The organism is Streptomyces sp. NPDC019937, assembly GCF_040631655.1.
Classification (GTDB): Bacteria; Actinomycetota; Actinomycetes; order Streptomycetales; family Streptomycetaceae; genus Streptomyces.
Genome location: NZ_JBEYAL010000009.1, coordinates 188,672 through 206,275, shown reverse-complemented (window position 1 = coordinate 206,275; position 17,604 = coordinate 188,672). Strand labels below are relative to the sequence as shown.

Sequence of the window (17,604 nt, the reverse complement as noted above, 5' to 3'; positions counted from 1 at the left end):
GGGTATGCGGCGTGTTCGAACGCGTGGAGGAATTCAGTCCGCTACGAGGACCGCTTCCAGCGTGCGGGGGCCGTGGACGCCTTCCACCCGGTCCAGCTCGATGTCGCTCGTCGCCGACGGGCCCGAGATCCAGGTCAACGGGCGGGCCGGGTCGAGGCGTTCGAGGGCCTGCGGGACCGAGTCCACGACCTGGGCCGGGACGCGGATCACGCAGATGTGGTGGTCGGGGACGAGGGAGATGCGGCGGCGGCCCTGGTCGGTGTCGGCGTCCAGGACGATGGTGCCGGTTTCGGCGATGGCCACCGCGCAGGCGGTGACCACGCTGGACACGTCGTCCAGGTCGTGAGGCGTCTGGTCGGGGGAGTCCGTCAGCCGTACGGCATCCGTCGCCGACAGCCACTCGGCGGGCAGGCCGGACGGGACGACCACGCTCGTCGCACCGCGAGCGGTGAGCAAGCCCGCGATCACAGCGGGCAGGCCGGAGGCCGTGGTGCGGTGCACGATCGCCCGGTAGTCGGCGAGGTTCTCCGCGAGCAGGTCGACGGTCCCGGCGGGGGTGCGGTCGCCGTGTACGCGGTGGTACGTACGGTCGACCGCCACCTCGGACGGTGTCTCGGCGCGCGGAACATCGGCCAGGGCGCGGCGGATACGGGCCATGACCAGGGCTCGGGAACTCATCGGGTCTTCCTCGCGTCTCGGCCGTCAACGGTTCCGCCATCGCCCCGCGTGCGTTGCCACCAGTCGCGGAACGACTCCGCCGGCACCGTCGGCAGCTCCCGGGTGTCGCTCCACGCCCGCCCCGGACCGGGCAGGCGGCGCGGGTGGAAGCGGCGGGTGCGGGCGACCAGGCGCTGGCCGGTGCGCAGCACGCCGGGGTGGTCCAGGGCCCAGCGCGCGGCCCGCATGGCGGCCCGCTCCGCGGCGTGGCCCTTGGCGGGCTTGACGACCGCGCGGGTGCCGCGCACCGACGCCGGGCCGCCCTCGACCACCCGCTCGCGCAGGTGGACCAGGACCTCCGGGATGTCGATGGCCACCGGGCACACCTCGTAGCACGCGCCGCACAGGGAGGACGCGTACGGGAGGGAGGCGTCCAACTCGCTCTGGGTGCCGCGCAGTTGCGGGGTGAGGATGGCGCCGATCGGGCCGGGGTACGCCGAGCCGTACGCATGGCCGCCCGCCCGCTCGTACACCGGGCACACGTTGAGACAGGCCGAACAGCGGATGCAGCGCAGCGCCTGACGGCCCACCGTGTCCGCGAGGGTGTCGGTGCGGCCGTTGTCCAGCAGCACGAGGTGGAAGGTGCGCGGGCCGTCGCCGTCCGTGGTGCCGGTCCAGGTGGAGGTGTACGGGTTCATCCGCTCCGCGGTCGAGGAGCGGGGGAGGAGCTGGAGGAACACCTCCAGGTCCTGGAAGGTGGGGACCACCTTCTCGATGCCGACGACGGAGATCAGCGTCTCGGGGAGGGTCAGGCACATCCGGCCGTTGCCCTCGGACTCCACGACGACCAGGGTCCCGGTCTCCGCGATCATGAAGTTGGCGCCGGAGATCCCCACCTTGGCGTTCAGGAACTTCTCGCGCAGGTGCAGGCGCGCCGCCTCGGCCAGATCGGCGGGCGCGTCGGTCAGCCCCTCCGGGGCCGGGCGGCCCCATCCGGCCATCCGCTCCGTGAAGATGTCGCGGATCTCGCCGCGGTTGCGGTGGATCGCCGGGACCAGGATGTGGGACGGGAGGTCGTCGCCGAGCTGCACGATCAGCTCGGCGAGGTCGGTCTCGTACGCGGTGATCCCGGCGGCGGCGAGGGCGCCGTTCAGCCCGATCTCCTGCGTCGCCATCGACTTGACCTTGACGACCTCGCGCTCGCCCGTGGCCCGCACCAGCTCGGTGACGATCCGGTTCGCCTCATCCGCGTCGGCCGCCCAGTGCACCTGGCCCCCGGCCGCCGTGACCGCGCTCTCCAGCTGCTCCAGATAGTGGTCCAGGTGGCGCAGCGTGCGGTCCTTGATGGCCGCGCCCGCGGCGCGCAGCCCCTGCCAGTCATCCAGCTCGGACACGGCCGTGGCGCGCTTCGCGCGGATGGTGTGGGTGGCGTGGCGCAGGTTGGCGCGCAGCTGGGTGTTGCGGGTGGAGGCATCGGCCGCCACCGGGAAGGCGGGCATCCCCAGGTAGGTGGCTTGGTGGGTTCCGCTCACCAGACGTCCCCTTCCGTGCTGGCCAGGATCTCGGCGATGTGCACGGGGCGGACCGCCGACCCCTGGCGGGCGAGTGTGCCGCCGATGTGCATCTGGCAGGAATTGTCGACCGTGCAGACCGCCTCGGCGCCCGTCGAGACGATGTTGCGCGCCTTGTCCGCGCCCATCGCCGCCGACACCGCCGCGTTCTTGACCGCGAACGTGCCACCGAAACCGCAGCACTCCTCCGCGCCCGGCAGCTCCACCAGGTCCAGCCCCTCGACCGCGGCGAGGAGCGTCCGCGGCCCGTCGCCGAGGCCCAGCATGCGCAGCCCGTGGCAGGTGGGGTGGTACGTCACGGTGTGCGGATAGTACGCGCCGACGTCCGTCACCTTGAGGACGTCGGTCAGGAACTCGGTCAGCTCGAACGTCCTCGGGGCGGCCGTCGCGGCCAGGTCGGCCAGCTCCTGGCCCCGGCCCTCGGCGGCGGCCCGCGCCCCCATCCGCGGATAGTTGTCGCGCACCATCGCGGCGCACGATCCGGAGGGCGTGACGATGTAGTCGTAGCCGCGGAAGGCGGTGGCGTAGCGGCGCAGGAGGGGTTCGGTGTCGTGGCGGTAGCCCGTGTTGAACTGCGGCTGGCCGCAGCAGCTCTGTTCGGGTGGGAAGTCCACCTCCACGCCCAGCCGCTCCAGCAGGGTGACCACGGCCTGGCCGGTGCGCGGATACAGCGTGTCGTTGACGCAGGTGATGAAGAGCGCTACCCGCACCGTTCCTCCTCGGCCGCCTCGGTCCCGGTGACCCGTGCGCCTTCCAGGCGGGAAGCCGCCCTGTCCCACGCCGAATGATCACCTGTGGGCTCATACTGCCTCAGTGGCTGGGTGCTGTGAAGCAGTGCGCGCAAGTCGGACAGCCCGCCACCGACCGTTCCGGCCGTACGGGCCTGCACCAGGATGTTCCCGAGAGCCGCCGCCTCGGCCGGGCCCGCCACCACCGGCAGGCCGCAGGCGTCGGCGGTGAGCCGGCACAGCAGCGCGTTGTGCGCGCCCCCGCCCACGATGTGCACCGTGTCGACCGTACGGCCCGACAGGCGGACGGCGTCCTCGATCGCGCGGCGGTGGGCCAGGGCGAGGGAGTCCAGGACGCAGCGGGTCGTCTCGGCGGGGTTACGGGGGGCGGGCTGGCCGGTGCGGCGGCAGGCGGCGGCGATGCGGCCGGGCATGTCGCCGGGGGCGATGAACGCGGGGTCGCCCGCGTCCACGACGGAGCGGAGGGGGGTGGCCTCGGCCGCCGCCGCGAGGAGGGTGGGGAGGTGGTGCTCCGCGCCGGTGTTCTCCCAGGTGCGCAGGCATTCCTGGAGCATCCACAGGCCCATGATGTTGCGCAGGTAGCGCACCGTGCCGTCCACGCCCAGCTCATTGGTGAAGTTCGCCCGCCGGCTCGCCTCGGTGAGGACCGGCGCGTCCAGCTCAAGACCGGCCAGCGACCAGGTGCCGGTGGCGATGTACGCGAAGCGGGGGCTCGTGGCGGGGACCCCGACCACGGCGGAGGCGGTGTCGTGCGAGCCGACCGCCGTCACCGGGGTGGGGTGCGCCAGGCCGGTTGCGGCGAGGACGTCCGGGCGCAGGGTTCCGGCCGGATCGCCGGGCCTGCGCAGTGGCGGGAAGAGCGACAGGTCGATGCCGAGGGCGTCCGCGACGTCGGCGGACCAGGTGCGGGTGCGCGGGTCGATGAGCTGGGTGGTCGACGCGTTCGTCAGCTCCGTGCCCGCCTCGCCCGTCAGCCAGTACGAGATGAGGTCCGGGATCAGGAGCAGACGGTAGGCGGCGGCCAGGGCGGGGGTGCCCTGGGCGGCGACGAGCTGGTAGATCGTGTTGAAGGGGAGGTGCTGGAGGCCGGTGGCCGCGTAGAGGGCCCGGGGCGGGAGGGCTGCCGCGACCTTCTCGGCGGTGCCGTCGGTGCGGGTGTCGCGGTAGTGGACGGGGTTGGCGAGCAGGGCGCCGGTGGCGTCGAGGAGGCCGTAGTCGACCGCCCAGGTGTCGATGCCGATGCTGGTCAGCGGGGTGGCGGCGGCCGCGGCCGCCGCCTTGAGGCCGTTCAGCACGCCCTGGTGGAGGGACAGGATGTTCCAGTGCAGGGTGCCGGAGAGGCGCACCGGTTCATTGGGGAACCGGTGCGCTTCGTGGAGCGTCAGCGTGTCCGGGGTGACCTGGCCGACCATGACGCGCCCGCTGGACGCACCGAGGTCCACGGCGGCGAAGCGGTGTTCGGTGGGTGGCACGTAAACCTCGTGGTCAGTTGACGTGGGTGTGGTCGGGGTGGTCGCGTCAGCGCAGGAACGCCCCCGCGACCCCCGCGTCGACCGGGATGTGCAGGCCCGTGGTGTGCGACAGGTCGCCACCGGTGAGCGCGAACACCGCGTTCGCCACATGGGACGGGAGCACCTCGCGCTTGAGCAGGGTGCGCTGGGCGTAGAACTCGCCCAGCTTCTCCTCGGGCACGCCGTACACCGCGGCGCGCCGCGCGCCCCAGCCGCCCGCGAAGATGCCGCTGCCCTGGACGACGCCATCGGGGTTCACCCCGTTGACGCGGATGCCGTGGCCGCCCAACTCGGCGGCGAGCAGGCGCACTTGATGGGCCTGGTCGGCCTTGGTGGCGGAGTAGGCGATGTTGTTCGGGCCCGCGAAGACCGCGTTCTTGGAGGCGATGTACACGATGTCGCCGCCCATGTTCTGGGCGATGAACACGCGGGCCGCCTCGCGGGAGGCGAGGAAGGAGCCGCGCGCCATGATGTCGTGCTGGAGGTCCCAGTCCTCGGCGGTGGTTTCCAGGAGCGGCTTGGAGATGCTGATCCCGGCGTTGTTCACCAGCAGGTCCACGCCGCCGAAGGCCAGGACCGCCTCGGTGAAGGCCGCCTGGATGTCGTCTTCCCTGGTGACGTCCGCCGTGATGGCGATCGCCTTGTCGGGGCCGCCCAGCTCGGTGGCGACAGCGGTCGCCGAGTCCGCGTTCAGGTCGGCCACCACCACGCAGGCGCCCTCGGCGACCAGCCGGTGGGCGATGGCCTTGCCGATGCCCGAGCCCGCGCCGGTCACCAGGGCGACACGGGTCGCGAGGGGCTTGGGCTCGGGCATGCGCTGGAGCTTGGCCTCTTCCAGCGCCCAGTACTCGATGCGGAACTTCTCCGACTCCTCGATGGGCGCGTAGGACGAGACCGCTTCGGCGCCCCGCATCACGTTGATGGCGTTGACGTAGAACTCGCCCGCGACCCGGGCCGTCTGCTTGTCCTTGCCGTAGCTGAACATCCCCACGCCCGGGATCAGCACGATCGCCGGGTCCGCGCCGCGCATCGCCGGGGAGCCGGGGGTGGCGTGGCGGTCGTAGTAGGCCGCGTAGTCGGTGCGGTACGCGGCATGGAGCACGCGCAGGCGGTCGATCGCCTCGTCCAGCGGCGCGTCCGGGGGGAGGTCCAGGACCAGGGGGCGGACCTTCGTGCGGAGGAAGTGGTCCGGGCACGAGGTGCCCAGCGCCGCCAGGCGGGGGTGTTCGGCGCGGGAGACGAAGTCCAGGACGGTGTCGCTGTCCGTGAAGTGGCCGACCTGCGGGCGGTCGGTGGAGGCCAGGCCGCGGATCACCGGGGCGAGGGCGGCGGCGCGGGCGCGGCGCTCGGACTCGGGGAGGGGGGCGTGGACGACCGCGCCGAAGGGCTCCGCCTTGCCGCGTTCCGCGAGGAACGCCTCGGCGGTGCGGATGATGCGGAGCGAGTGCGCCTCGCACTCCTCGGAGGTGTCGCCCCAGGCGGTGATGCCGTGGCCGCCGAGGACGCAGCCGATGGCCTGGGGGTTGGCCTTCTTGATGGCGGCGATGTCCAGGCCCAGCTGGAAGCCGGGGCGGCGCCAGGGCACCCAGACCACCTGGTTGCCGAAGCACTCCTTGGTGAGCGCTTCGCCGTCGGCGGCGCAGGCGAGGGCGATGCCGGAGTCGGGGTGGAGGTGGTCCACATGGGCGGCGTCGACCAGGCCGTGCATGGCGGTGTCGATGGACGGTGCCGCGCCGCCCTTGCCGTGGAGGCAGTAGTCGAACGCGGCGACCATCTCGTCCTCGCGCTCCACCCCCGGGTAGACGCCGGTGAGCGCGCGGAGGCGGTCCAGGCGCAGCGCGGCGAGTCCGGCCGGGGCGAGGGTGCCCAGGTCGCCGCCCGAGCCCTTGACCCACATCAGCTCGACGTCCTGGCCGGTGACGGGGTCGGTGTCGGTGCCCTTGGCGGAGGTGTTGCCGCCCGCGTAGTTGGTGTTGCGCGGATCGGCACCGAGGCGGTGGCTCCGCTCCAGCAGCGTGGCCGCCTCGGGGTGGAGTTCTGCGGTCATGTCGTCCTCATGGGTGGGGTGCGGACCTGTCTGAGGGGGGTTCGTGGCGGGATTCGTGGCGGGAGGTGATCAGGCGCCCCAGCCGGCCTGTTGGCCGCCCACGCGCTCCGCGACGATCCGTTCCGCCCAGCCGGAGGCCCGGTACGCGGCCATCGGGTCGGGGTCGACGCCCAGCTCCTCGCGGACCTCGGCGAGGAGGGGACGCACGTCGGTGTTGTACGCGTCCATCAGGACCGCGTTGGCGCCGAGGACGTCGCCCGACCGCTGGGCGGCGGCGAGGGCGTCGCGGTCGACCAGGAGGGCCTTGGCGGTGGCCTCCTGGACGTTCATCACGGAGCGGATGATCGCCGGGATCTTGGGCTCGATGTTGTGGCACTGGTCGAGCATGAAGGCGATGTCCGAGGTGAGGCCGCCGCCGCGGTGGACCTCGTACATGATGCGGAAGAGCTGGAAGGGGTCGGCGGCGCCGACCATGAGGTCGTCGTCGGCGTAGAAGCGGGAGTTGAAGTCGAAGGCGCCGAGCTTCTTCTCGCGCAGCAGCAGGGCGACGATGAACTCGATGTTGGTGCCCGGGGCGTGGTGGCCGGTGTCCACGCAGACCTGGGCCTTGGGGCCGAGCTTCAGGCAGTGGGCGTAGGCGGTGCCCCAGTCCGGGACGTCGGTGGTGTAGAAGGCGGGCTCGAAGAACTTGTACTCCAGCAGCATCCGCTGGTCGTCCCCGAGGCGGTCGTAGACGGTGCTCAGGGCCTCGGCGAGGCGGTCCTGGCGAGCGGCGATGTCGTCCTGGCCCGGGTAGTTGGTGCCGTCGGAGAACCACAGCTTGAGGTCGCGGGAGCCGGTGGCGTCCATGATGTCGACGCATTCCAGGAGGTGGCCCACGGCCTTGCGGCGGACCGCCGGGTCGGGGTGGGTGACCGAGCCCAGCTTGTAGTCGTCGTCCTGGAAGACGTTGGAGTTGATCGCCCCCAGCCTCAGCCCGCGCTCCTGGGCGTGCTTGGCGAGTGCCGCGTAGTCGTCGACCTTGTCCCAGGGGATGTGCAGGGCGACGGTGGGGGCGACTCCGGTGAAGGCGTGCACCTGCGCGGCGTCGTCCAGCTTCTCCTGCGGGGTGCGGGGGACGCCCGGCTGGGCGAAGACCTTGAAACGGGTCCCGGAGTTGCCGTACGCCCATGACGGCGTCTCGATCGCCTGGCTCTTGAGGGCCGCCTTCACGGCCGGAACGTCAGACATGGGTCTCCTCGGTATGAAACGATTCAAGAAAGCTAATCGCGCAGGTCGGTGCGCGTCAAGAAGTGGTACGAACCCGAGCCCGCGGCGTACACCGCGCAGCCGTCGGACAGCCGCAGGAACCGGGCGCCCCGCTGGGTCACGTCGGATGCGCGGCGGGCGGGCACCCAGATCTCGGCGGTGGTGTTGACCGGTACCGAGACGGAGAGGGCGAACTCCCCGTCCCGCTGCGACCAGCGGGTGGCGATCGGCCCGTAGGGGGAGTCGTGGCGGCCCTCGGCGGAACGCACCTCGCCGCCGGGGCGGGGCCGGATGTGGATCCGGCGGAAGCCGGGGGCGGCGGGGGCGATGCCGGTGATGTGCTGGTACATCCACTCGCCGACCGACCCGTAGGCGTAGTGGTTGAAGGAGTTCATCCCGACGTCCTGGAAGCCGCCGTCCGGCTTGATGGAGTCCCAGCGCTCCCACATCGTGGTCGCGCCCCGGTCGATCTGGTACCCCCAGGAGGGGAAGGTGCGCTGCTGCAGGAGGCGGTGGGCGAGGTCGGTGTGGCCGGTCGCGGTGAGCGTCGGGAGCAGCCGCGGGGTGCCGAGGAAGCCGGTGGACAGGTGTCCGTCGCGGGCCTCGATCAGGGCAACGAGACGGTCGGCCGCCGGGTGGCGCAGGGCGGCGGGCAGCAGGTCCATGGAGAGCGCCAGGACGTAAGCCGTCTGCGTGTCGCCCTTGATCCTGCCGTCGGCGGAGACGTACGCGGCGGTGAACGCGCTCTTGACGCGGGCCAGCAGGTCCTCGTAGCGGGCGGAGTCCTCGCCGAGGACGTGTGCCGTGCGGGCGACGAGGTCGGTGGCGTGCGCGAAGTAGGCGGTGCCGATGACGTCCTTGGGGGTCTCGGCGTCGACGTTGAGCCAGTCGCCGTAGCCCTCGGCGGGGCGCAGCAGGTCCGAGCTGTGCTTCTCCAGGTACGCGATCCAGCCGCGCATGGCGGCCCAGTTCTCGCGCAGTACCCGGGTGTCGCCGTATGCCTGGTACAGGTTCCAGGGGACGGTCACCCCGGCGTCGCCCCACCCCGCGGTGCCGCTGCCGAGGCCGCTGACGACCGGTGCCACATCGGGGAAGGCGCCGTCCGCGCCCTGCCCGTCGCGCAGGTCCTGAAGCCACTTGGTGAGGAAGCGGGCCGACTCCATGGTGTACGCGGCCGTGCCGGAGAAGACGTTGATGTCCCCGGTCCAGCCGAGCCGTTCGTCGCGGGCCGGGGTGTCGGTGGGGACGGACAGGAAGTTGCCGCGCTGACCCCAGGTGATGTTGGAGTGGAGCTGGTTGAGCATCGGCACGTCGGTGCGGAAGGACATGGTGAACGGGGCGGCGGTGTGCATGACCCGGCCGGTCACCGCGTCGAGGGGCGGTGTGCCGGGGTAGCCGGTGACCTCGACGTAGCGGAAGCCGTGGAAGGTGAAGCGCGGTGCGTAGGTCTCGGTGCCACCGCCCTTCAGGGTGTACGTGTCGACGGGGTGGGCGGTGCGCAGATTGGCCGTGTACGCGGTGCCGTCGGGGTTCAGCACCTCGGCGTGGCGGATCCGGACCGTGCGGCCGGCCGGTCCGGAGACCCGGAGGCGGACACTGCCGACCATGTTCCGACCCAGGTCGAAGACGTGGACGCCCGGGGCGGGTTCGGTGCGCTCGACGGGGGTCAGCTCGCGTTCCACCCGGGTCGGCGCGTCGACCTGGGCCACCACCTCGGCGGTGATGTTCTCGGCGGTGGCGGCGGGCCGCCATCCGGTGTCGTCGAAGCCCGGTGAGGTCCAGCCCGGGGTCTCCCGGCGGGCGTCGTACGCCTCGCCCATCAGCAGGTCGGCGGTCAGCAGCGGGCCGGTGGCGGCGCGCCACTGCTGGTCGGTGGTGACGCGCTCGGTGCTGCCGTCGGTGTACGTGACCTCCAGCTGGGCGAGCAGCGCGGGGTGGGTGCCGTACTGCTGCTGGCCGAGCCAGGCGACGTTTCCGGCGTACCAGCCGGGGGCGAGGGTCACGCCGAGGGCGTTGGCACCGCGCCGCAGCGCACGGGTGACGTCGTACGTCTGGTACTGCACGCGCCTTCGGTAGTCGGTCCAGCCGGGGGTCAGCTGGTCGTGGCCGACGCGGACGCCGTTGAGGCGGGCCTCGTACAGGCCGAGCGCCGTGGCGTACAGCCGGGCGCGGGCGACGGGCTTGGCCGCGAGCGTGAAGGTGCGGCGCAGCTGGGCGGGCGACGCTTGCGGCAGCACCCTGCCCCACGGCCCGCTGCCCCAGGGGGCCAGCTCCTTGGCGTCCGTCCAGCCGCTGTCGTCGTGGCCGGGGGAGGTCCAGGCGGCGGGTGGCCGCTGGTCGGTGGTGCGCCAGGTCCGGTCCGTGTGGTGGTGGGTGGTGCCGTCCTCGGTGGTCAGCTCCAGGGTGGCCAGCAGACCGGCCGGGCCCTGCTCGGCGTTGGTGGCCGCGATCGCGAGCGTGGCCGCTCCGTGCCGCAGGTGTTCGGTGACGTCGACGGTGACCGGGTGGGCCCACGCCTTGGCCACGCCCAGCGCCTCGCGGGTGGCGACCTCGGTGCCGTCCACGTACGCGGTGAAGCCGTCGTCGGCGGCCACCACCAGCCGGGCGCGCCGGACGGTGCCGGTGGCCCGGACGGCTGAGCGGAACCAGCGGGTGGCCACCGGGGCGTCGGTGGCCGGGTCGCCCTCGGGGAACCAGATCCAGGAGGCGCCGTCCAGCCGCGGGGGCGCGGTCACCTCGGTGGGCGCGGTGATCCAGCGCGCCCGCCACTGCCCGGCGCCGAGCAGCCCGGTCTCCCACCAGGCGGGGGCGGACCACGGGGAGCGGCGGCCGCGGTCGTCCCAGACGGCCACGGACCAGTGGTAGCGGGTGCGGGGGCGCAGGGCGGGGCCGTCGTAGTCGACCAGGACCGACCGGCTCGACGTCCGCTTGCCGCTGTCCCAGACGTCGGGGTCGCCGAGCCGGTCCGGGGAGGTGGCGACCCGGATGCGGTAGGCGCTCTGCGACTGGTCGCGGGCGTCGGATTCGAGGATCCAGCTCAGCCGGGGGCGGGGCGTGTCCAGGCCGAGCGGATGGGTGGCGTACTCGACGGTGGTGCTCCGGACCCGCAGTCCCGCGGTGGGGCGGGCTTCCGCGGCGGCGGCCGGGGTGAGGGCGGGCAGACCCGTGAGGGCCGTACCGGTGGCAGCGGTGGTGGCGAGCAGGCGGCGTCTGCTGATCACGGGCTTCCTCCAGGAACGGCTGGATGAAAACGATTCAATCGAACAGGCGCCTGGACCGTAGGGGCGATGGCGGGGGTGCGTCAAGTGGTCGCGCAGGTACGGGATTTACCTGCCGCGCACCCCCTTGACGGGTGCATGGCTCGGAGCTAGCTTCCCGGAATCCAGATTGAAACATTTCATCCGTGTGCTTCGGGAGACGCCGTGAGCCAGACTGTTCCGGTCCTCGCCCTCAAGGGGGTGAACAAGTCCTTCGGCGCCGTACGGGCCCTCCGGGACGTCTCGCTGGAGCTCTTCGCGGGTGAGGCGCACGCCCTGGCCGGGGAGAACGGCGCGGGCAAGTCGACGCTCATCAAGGCGCTGGCCGGGGTGCACCGGCCGGACTCCGGCGAGGTGCTGCTGGACGGGCGGCCGGTGGTCTTCCACGGTCCTGCCGACGCCCGTGACGTGGGCATCGCCGTGATCTACCAGGAGCCGACGCTCTTCCCCGATCTGTCGATCGCCGAGAACATCTTCATGGGCCGCCAGCCCCGGCGGCCGCTGCGCCGGATCGACCACAAAGCGGTGCGGGCGCAGGTCGCTGGTCTGATGGCGCGCCTCGGGGTCGACCTCGACCCGGACCGGCCCGCGCGCGGGCTGTCCATCGCCGACCAGCAGATCGTCGAGATCGCCAAGGCGCTCTCCTTCGATGCCCGCGTACTGATCATGGACGAGCCGACGGCGGCGCTGACCGGCAGCGAGACCGCCCGGCTCTTCTCGGTCGTCGAGGCGCTGCGCGCGGAGGGCGCGGCGGTTCTGTTCATCTCGCACCGGCTGGAGGAGATCTTCGAGCTGTGCCAGCGGGTCACCACCCTCCGGGACGGGCGCTGGGTGGCGTCCGAGCCGCTGGACGGGCTGACGCAGGACGACTTGGTGCGCCGCATGGTCGGCCGGGACCTGGAGGAGCTGTATCCCAAGCAGCGGACGCGGGTCGGCGAGACGGCGCTGTCGGTGCGCAGGCTGACCCGGGAGGGCGTCTTCCGGGACGTGTCGTTCGACGTGCGGCGCGGGGAGATCGTCGCGCTCGCGGGGCTGGTCGGCGCCGGGCGCAGCGAGGTCGCGCAGGCCGTCTTCGGCGTGGACCGGGCGGACGCGGGCGAGGTGCGGGTGGGCGGCACGGTGCTGCGGCCCGGCTCGCCGACCGCCGCCATGGACGCCGGGCTCGCGCTCGTGCCCGAGGACCGGCGCCAGCGCGGCCTGGTCATGGAGATGTCCATCGAGCGCAACATCGGGCTGACCGGCCTGGACCGGCTGGGCCGCGCGGGGATGGTCAAGCGCGCGCTGGAGCGCGGGCGGGCGTCGGACTGGGCGGTACGGCTGCAGCTGAAGTACGGCAGCCTCGCCGACCACGTCGCGGTGCTGTCCGGCGGCAACCAGCAGAAGGTCGTGCTGGCCAAGTGGCTGGCCACCGATCCGGCGGTGCTCATCGTGGACGAGCCGACGCGCGGCATCGACGTCGGGACGAAGGCCGAGGTGCACCGGCTGCTGTCGTCGCTGGCCGCCGACGGGCTCGCGGTGCTGATGATCTCCTCCGATCTGCCCGAGGTGCTCGGCATGGCCGACCGGGTGCTGGTGATGCACGAGGGCCGCATGGTGGCCGAGATCCCGCGCGCCGAGGCCACCGAGGAGTCGGTGATGGCCGCCGCGACGGGACTGAACGGGAGGGCGGCATGACGGTCACGGTCGACAAACCCGCACCGGCGGCGGACGCGGACCGCTCGGCACGCTCGCTGGTCGACGCCGTCTTCCGGGCGCGGGAGATCAGCATCGCGGGCGCGCTGGTGCTGCTGGTGCTGTTCACCTGGGTCGCCGAGCCCCGTTTCCTGAACGACCAGGGCATCAAGGACCTGTTGCTGAACGCGGCGATCCTGGTGCTGCTCGCGGTCGGGCAGTCCGTCGTGGTCATCACCCGCAACATTGACCTGTCGGTGGGCTCCGTGGTGGGCCTGTCCGCCTTCGCCTGCGGGAAGTTCGTCTCCGGCACGGACCACGGGGTGCTGACGGTGCTGCTGCTCGGCCTCGTCGTCGGCGCGGTCTGCGGTCTGGTCAGCGGATCGCTCGTCAGCTTCGGCAAGGTGCCCGCGCTGGTGGTCACGCTCGGGATGCTCTACATCATCCAGGGCCTGGACTACTGGTGGGCGCAGGGCGAGCAGATCAACGCGGCCGACGTGCCGCAGCCCGTGCTGGACCTGGGCAGCGGCAGCGTGCTGGGGCTGCCCTATCTGCCGCTGATCTCCTTCGTGGCGCTCGCCGGGACCGCGTACTTCCTGCGGACCTACCGCAGCGGCCGGGAGCTGTACGCCATCGGCTCCAGCCCCGAGGCGGCCCGGCTCGCCGGGGTGCCCATCCGGCGGCGGGTGCTCGGCGCGTACCTCTTTTCCGGCGCCGTCTCGGGCTTCGCGGGCGCGCTGTGGCTGGCCCGCTTCGGGACCGTCGTCGCGGACAACGCGCACGGCTGGGAGCTGACCGTGGTCAGCGCGGTCGTGGTCGGCGGCGTCGCCATCGTCGGCGGCACCGGCACCGTATGGGGCGCGGCGCTGGGGGCGCTGCTGCTCACCACCATCGGCAGCGCGCTGGCCGTGCTGAAGGTCGACTCCTTCTGGGCGGACGCCATCGCGGGCGCGCTGCTGCTGGCCGCCATCAGCGTGGACCGGATCGTGAACGTGCGCATGACCCGTGCGCTGAGGAAGAGGAGCGCGCGATGAAGCCGAGGTGGGACACCGCCGTCGGAGTGCTGCTGGTGGCCGTCTTCGTCACCGGGCTCGGTACGACGGACGGCTTCGCGAGCCGCGACAACCTCGCCTTCGCCTTCAACGACATCGCCGAGGTCGCGCTGATGGCGCTGCCGATGACGCTGCTGGTGGTGGCCGGGCAGGTCGATCTGTCGGTGGCCTCGATGCTGGGGCTGTCCAGCGCGCTGACCGGTGAACTGTGGGACCGGGGCTGGGCGTTCGAGACCATCGTGCCCCTCGTGCTGCTGGTCGGCGTGGCGGGCGGGCTGCTCAACGGCTGGCTCGTCACCCGGGTCGGGCTGCCGTCGCTCGCCGTCACCATCGGCACGCTCGCGCTGTACCGGGGGCTGGCCTCGGTGGTGCTCGGCTCGAACGCCATCACCGACTTCCCCGAGACGTACGCGAAGTGGGCGGTCGACACCACCACCGTGCCCGGGACCTTCCTCACCTATCCGGTGGCGCTGTTCATCGTGCTGGCCGTCGTCGCCGCCGTGGTGCTGCACTCCACCCGGCTCGGCCGGTCGCTGTTCGCCATCGGCGCGCAGGAGGACGCCGCGTACTTCGCGGGCATCCGCGTCAAGCGGGTCAAGCTGCTGCTGTTCGTGGTGGCGGGCCTGGTCTCGGCCTTCGCCGGGGTGGTGTTCACCCTGCGGTACGGGAGCGCCCGCGCCGACAACGGGCAGGGCTTCGAAATGCTGGTCATCGCCGCCGTCCTGCTGGGCGGCGTGGACTTCGACGGCGGCAAGGGGACGCTGTTCGGCGCGGTCGCCGGGGTGCTGCTCATCGGCGTGCTGAAGAACCTGCTGACCCTGGGCGACGTGGCCAACGAGGTCCAGGTGATCGTCACCGGGCTGCTGCTGGTGGCGTCCGTCCTCACGCCCCGCATGATCACCACCGTGAGCGCCCGGCGCCATCGGCGCGCCGCCACGACGAGTTGACACAGTTACCGCCTGAAAGGTCACCCATGATCCAGCGCTCTTCCTCGCGGCGCCGCGCCGCCGCCACCGCCGCCGCGGTCTGTGCCCTCGCCGTCACCCTCGCCGGCTGCGGCGGCACCACCAAGAAGGACACCGACAACAGCGGTCCCGCCAAGAGCGACGCCAAGGCCGACCCCGACGCGCCGCTGAAGAAGGGGCTGAAGCTCGCCTTCCTGCCCAAGCAGATCAACAACCCGTACCTGAAGATCCTGGACACCTCGGGGATCGGTGCCGCCCGGGAGTTCGGCGGCAAGGGCAAGGAGGTCGGCCCGTCCGACGCCAGCGCCTCCTCCCAGGTGTCGTACATCAACACCCTGGTCCAGCAGCGGCAGGACGCCATCCTCATCGCCGCCAACGACCCCAACGCGGTGTGCGGCCCGCTCAAGCAGGCCATGAAGAAGAACATCAAGGTCGTCGCGTACGACTCGGACACCGCCCCGGCGTGCCGCCAGGTGTTCATCAACCAGGCCAGTTCGGAGGAGATCGGCCGCAGCCAGGTGAAGCACCTGGCCGAGCAGCTCGACTACAAGGGCGAGATCGCGATTCTCTCGGCCACCCAGAACGCGACCAACCAGAACACCTGGATCGGGTTCATGAAGGACGAGCTGAAGAAGCCCGCCTACAAGAACATGAAGCTGGTCAAGACGGTGTACGGGGACGACGACGACCAGAAGTCGTTCCAGGAGACCCAGGGCCTGCTGAAGGCGTACCCGGGGCTCAAGGGCATCATCTCGCCCACCACGGTCGGCATCGCCGCGGCCGCCCGCTACATCAGCGACTCCTCGTACAAGGGCAAGGTCGTGCTGAACGGCCTCGGCACGCCGAACCAGATGCGCAAGTACGTCAAGGACGGCACCGTCGAGCAGTTCGCGCTGTGGGACCCCAAGAAGCTGGGGTACCTGGGCTCCTACGCCGCCGCGGCGCTCGCCTCCGGGCAGATCACCGGGGCCGAGGGGGAGAAGTTCAAGGCCGGGAAGCTCGGTGAGTACACGATCGGCAAGCAGGGCGAGGTCATCCTCGGGCCGCCCACCGTCTTCGACAAGTCCAACATCGACAAGTTCCACTTCTGAGGCGGCCCGTGATGCGGCGTGTGTGTTTTCTGCTGAAGGTCCGCCAGGAGCGGCTGGCCGAGTACCGCGAGCGGCACGAGGCCGTGTGGCCCGAGATGCTGGAGGCGCTGTCCGGGGCCGGCTGGCACAACTACTCGCTCTTCCTGCGCGAGGACGGGCTGCTGGTCGGCTATCTGGAGACCGAGGACTTCGCGGCGGCACAGGCCGCGATGGCCGCCACCGACGTCAACGCACGGTGGCAGGCGGAGATGGCCGACTTCTTCGAAGCACTGGACGGCGCCAAGCCGGATGAGGCCATGACACCGCTCACCGAAGTGTTCCACCTCGCTTAAGGACACGGAGACCTACGCATATGAGACCCCTGGCCGTCGCCGTGCTGGCCACCGCCCTCCTCACCGCCGCCACCCCGGCCGGAAACGCGACCGCCGCTGCCCCGAGCGCCCCCGGCCCGGCCGTCAGCAAGGTCGCCGACACCCAGCTCGACCCGAAGGCCCTCTACTTCGAGTCGTACAACGGCCTGGTCAACAACAACGCGTTCCAGAAGAACGGGCTGCTCACCTACAAGGGCTACCAGTACGCCGTCTGGTACACCGCCGACCGCACCGCCGTCATCGGGCGCCGCGCGCTGGGCGGGGCGGACTGGCAGACCGTCCGGCTGGCGCACCAGCTCACCGCCGACGACTCGCACAATGTGATCTCCATGGGGATCTCGCGTGTCGACGGCCGGCTGCACCTCACCATGGACTCGCACAGCAGCGGCTTCTTCTACGTGAAGTCGGTGGCCGGGCTGCTCGACGACCCCGCCGGACACGCGTGGAACAGCGACCGGTTCGGCGCCGTGCAGACCACCCTGGACGGGCTCGCGCTCACCTCCCAGTTCACGTATCCGCAGTTCGTGGCCACCCCCGAGGGCCGCCTCCAGCTCAGCTACCGGGTCGGGGTGTCCGGGAACGGCCGCAACGCGCTGGCCGAGTACGACGGCACGAAGTGGACCGCGCTCGGCGAATGGTCCGCGTCCACGGGGACGTACACCAGCGAGCACGGCTCCAGCACCGCCCGCAACATGTATCTGCACGGCATCGACTACGGCTCGGATGGCCGGCTGCACGCCTTCTACACCTGGCGCGAGCAGAACAACGCGGTGATGTGCGATGCCGGTGGCCTCACCAACCACGACACCGGCTACGTCTACAGCGCCGACCGCGGCCGCACCTGGCGCAACGCGGCGGGCACCGTGGTCGGCACCACCGGCGGCACCGACCAGGTGACCGTGAACGACCCCGGCACGGTCGTCGATCCGCTGAACCCCGACCACTCGCTGATGAACCAGGAGAGCCAGGCCACCGACTCCGCCGGGCGCCCGCACGCCGTCATCAGCTACGTCCCCGGCCGCTTCGGCCAGTGCACCACGGACTACGTGGCCGACCGGACCAGAGGCGGCCGCGCCTTCCACCTCTTCAAGGACGCCGCGGGCGCCTGGAAGAAGACCGAGATCCCGGTCGCCCTCAACTCCAGCCAGCGCACCCACCTGGCCTTCGACAAGTACGACAACGCCTACGCTGTCATGCCCTACGGCCGCGTCGTCGCCGCGTCCAGCGCCTCGGGGTACACCGACTGGAAGACGCTCTTCGACGGGAGCGGGCTGAACGCCTTCGGCGAGGTCGTCGTGGACGACACCCGCCTCGCCCAGGACGGCGTGCTGTCGTTCATGTACCAGCGGAAGTCGAGCGGCACCACGCCCTCCGCCCTCCGCGTCATCGACTTCCGACTGCCGGGCTAGGGGGG

At 71.7% G+C, this 17,604-nt stretch carries 13 protein-coding genes; 6 read left to right on the top strand and 7 right to left on the bottom strand.

The window, feature by feature from the left end; all coding sequences use genetic code 11:
* Positions 1 to 33: 33 nt before the first annotated feature.
* The 7 genes from ABZ562_RS11835 to ABZ562_RS11805 form a co-directional block, all read right to left on the bottom strand.
* Positions 34 to 678: an LUD domain-containing protein gene (locus ABZ562_RS11835; RefSeq protein WP_361476804.1), complete on the bottom strand. Its 645-nt coding sequence runs from the start codon at positions 676 to 678 to the stop codon at positions 34 to 36.
* A complete protein-coding gene (locus ABZ562_RS11830; RefSeq protein WP_361476885.1) occupies positions 675 to 2,156 on the bottom strand; it encodes a lactate utilization protein B in 1,482 nt (493 codons plus the stop codon). The genes ABZ562_RS11835 and ABZ562_RS11830 overlap by 4 nt, the downstream gene beginning before the upstream one ends.
* A 29-nt stretch (positions 2,157 to 2,185) precedes the next feature.
* Entirely contained in the window at positions 2,186 to 2,938 is a 753-nt protein-coding gene (locus tag ABZ562_RS11825) for a (Fe-S)-binding protein (protein ID WP_361476802.1), read from the bottom strand.
* The gene (locus ABZ562_RS11820; protein ID WP_361476800.1) at positions 2,929 to 4,449 is read right to left on the bottom strand and encodes a rhamnulokinase family protein; all 1,521 of its coding nucleotides are present in this window, start codon (positions 4,447 to 4,449) and stop codon (positions 2,929 to 2,931) included. Before ABZ562_RS11820 ends, ABZ562_RS11825 begins: the two co-directional genes overlap by 10 nt.
* 46 nt (positions 4,450 to 4,495) lie before the next feature.
* Positions 4,496 to 6,535, bottom strand: coding sequence for a bifunctional aldolase/short-chain dehydrogenase (locus ABZ562_RS11815; protein ID WP_361476798.1), 2,040 nt, complete (start codon positions 6,533 to 6,535; stop codon positions 4,496 to 4,498).
* 69 nt (positions 6,536 to 6,604) lie between these two features.
* Positions 6,605 to 7,765, bottom strand: a complete 1,161-nt coding sequence (gene rhaI / locus ABZ562_RS11810; RefSeq protein WP_361476796.1) for an L-rhamnose isomerase — start codon at positions 7,763 to 7,765, stop codon at positions 6,605 to 6,607.
* A gap of 32 nt (positions 7,766 to 7,797) precedes the next feature.
* Entirely contained in the window at positions 7,798 to 11,004 is a 3,207-nt protein-coding gene (locus ABZ562_RS11805; protein ID WP_361476794.1) for an alpha-L-rhamnosidase, read from the bottom strand.
* A gap of 201 nt (positions 11,005 to 11,205) precedes the next feature.
* On the opposite strand from ABZ562_RS11805, the gene ABZ562_RS11800 reads away from it, so the two are divergent.
* The 6 genes from ABZ562_RS11800 to ABZ562_RS11775 are packed head-to-tail and all read left to right on the top strand — an operon-like array spanning position 11,206 to position 17,599.
* Positions 11,206 to 12,714, top strand: a complete 1,509-nt coding sequence (locus tag ABZ562_RS11800) for a sugar ABC transporter ATP-binding protein (RefSeq protein WP_361476792.1) — start codon at positions 11,206 to 11,208, stop codon at positions 12,712 to 12,714.
* Complete coding sequence (locus ABZ562_RS11795; RefSeq protein ID WP_361476790.1) at positions 12,711 to 13,745, top strand: ABC transporter permease; 1,035 nt, start codon at positions 12,711 to 12,713, stop codon at positions 13,743 to 13,745. The genes ABZ562_RS11800 and ABZ562_RS11795 overlap by 4 nt, the downstream gene beginning before the upstream one ends.
* A complete protein-coding gene (locus ABZ562_RS11790) occupies positions 13,742 to 14,710 on the top strand; it encodes an ABC transporter permease (protein WP_361476788.1) in 969 nt (322 codons plus the stop codon). Before ABZ562_RS11795 ends, ABZ562_RS11790 begins: the two co-directional genes overlap by 4 nt.
* Positions 14,711 to 14,736: 26 nt before the next feature.
* Positions 14,737 to 15,819 carry a rhamnose ABC transporter substrate-binding protein gene (gene rhaS / locus ABZ562_RS11785; RefSeq protein WP_361476786.1) on the top strand — a complete coding sequence of 361 codons (1,083 nt, stop codon included), beginning with the start codon at positions 14,737 to 14,739 and terminating at the stop codon, positions 15,817 to 15,819.
* An 11-nt stretch (positions 15,820 to 15,830) separates the two neighbouring features.
* A complete protein-coding gene (locus ABZ562_RS11780) occupies positions 15,831 to 16,151 on the top strand; it encodes an L-rhamnose mutarotase (RefSeq protein ID WP_361476784.1) in 321 nt (106 codons plus the stop codon).
* A gap of 20 nt (positions 16,152 to 16,171) precedes the next feature.
* Positions 16,172 to 17,599 (top strand): BNR repeat-containing protein, encoded by a 1,428-nt coding sequence (locus ABZ562_RS11775; RefSeq protein ID WP_361476783.1) that lies wholly within the window; start codon positions 16,172 to 16,174, stop codon positions 17,597 to 17,599.
* The last annotated feature ends 5 nt before the right edge of the window (positions 17,600 to 17,604 follow it).

Bases quoted from the DNA above. Each gene is read 5' to 3' on its own strand.
- ABZ562_RS11835 (WP_361476804.1), bottom strand. From the start codon at position 678: ATGAGTTCCCGAGCCCTGGTCATGGCCCGTATCCGCCGCGCCCTGGCC.
- ABZ562_RS11830 (WP_361476885.1), bottom strand. From the start codon at position 2,156: ATGCCCGCCTTCCCGGTGGCGGCCGATGCCTCCACCCGCAACACCCAG.
- ABZ562_RS11815 (WP_361476798.1), bottom strand. From the start codon at position 6,535: ATGACCGCAGAACTCCACCCCGAGGCGGCCACGCTGCTGGAGCGGAGC.
- rhaI (WP_361476796.1), bottom strand. From the start codon at position 7,765: ATGTCTGACGTTCCGGCCGTGAAGGCGGCCCTCAAGAGCCAGGCGATC.
- ABZ562_RS11795 (WP_361476790.1), top strand. From the start codon at position 12,711: ATGACGGTCACGGTCGACAAACCCGCACCGGCGGCGGACGCGGACCGC.
- ABZ562_RS11790 (WP_361476788.1), top strand. From the start codon at position 13,742: ATGAAGCCGAGGTGGGACACCGCCGTCGGAGTGCTGCTGGTGGCCGTC.
- rhaS (WP_361476786.1), top strand. From the start codon at position 14,737: ATGATCCAGCGCTCTTCCTCGCGGCGCCGCGCCGCCGCCACCGCCGCC.
- ABZ562_RS11780 (WP_361476784.1), top strand. From the start codon at position 15,831: ATGCGGCGTGTGTGTTTTCTGCTGAAGGTCCGCCAGGAGCGGCTGGCC.
- ABZ562_RS11775 (WP_361476783.1), top strand. From the start codon at position 16,172: ATGAGACCCCTGGCCGTCGCCGTGCTGGCCACCGCCCTCCTCACCGCC.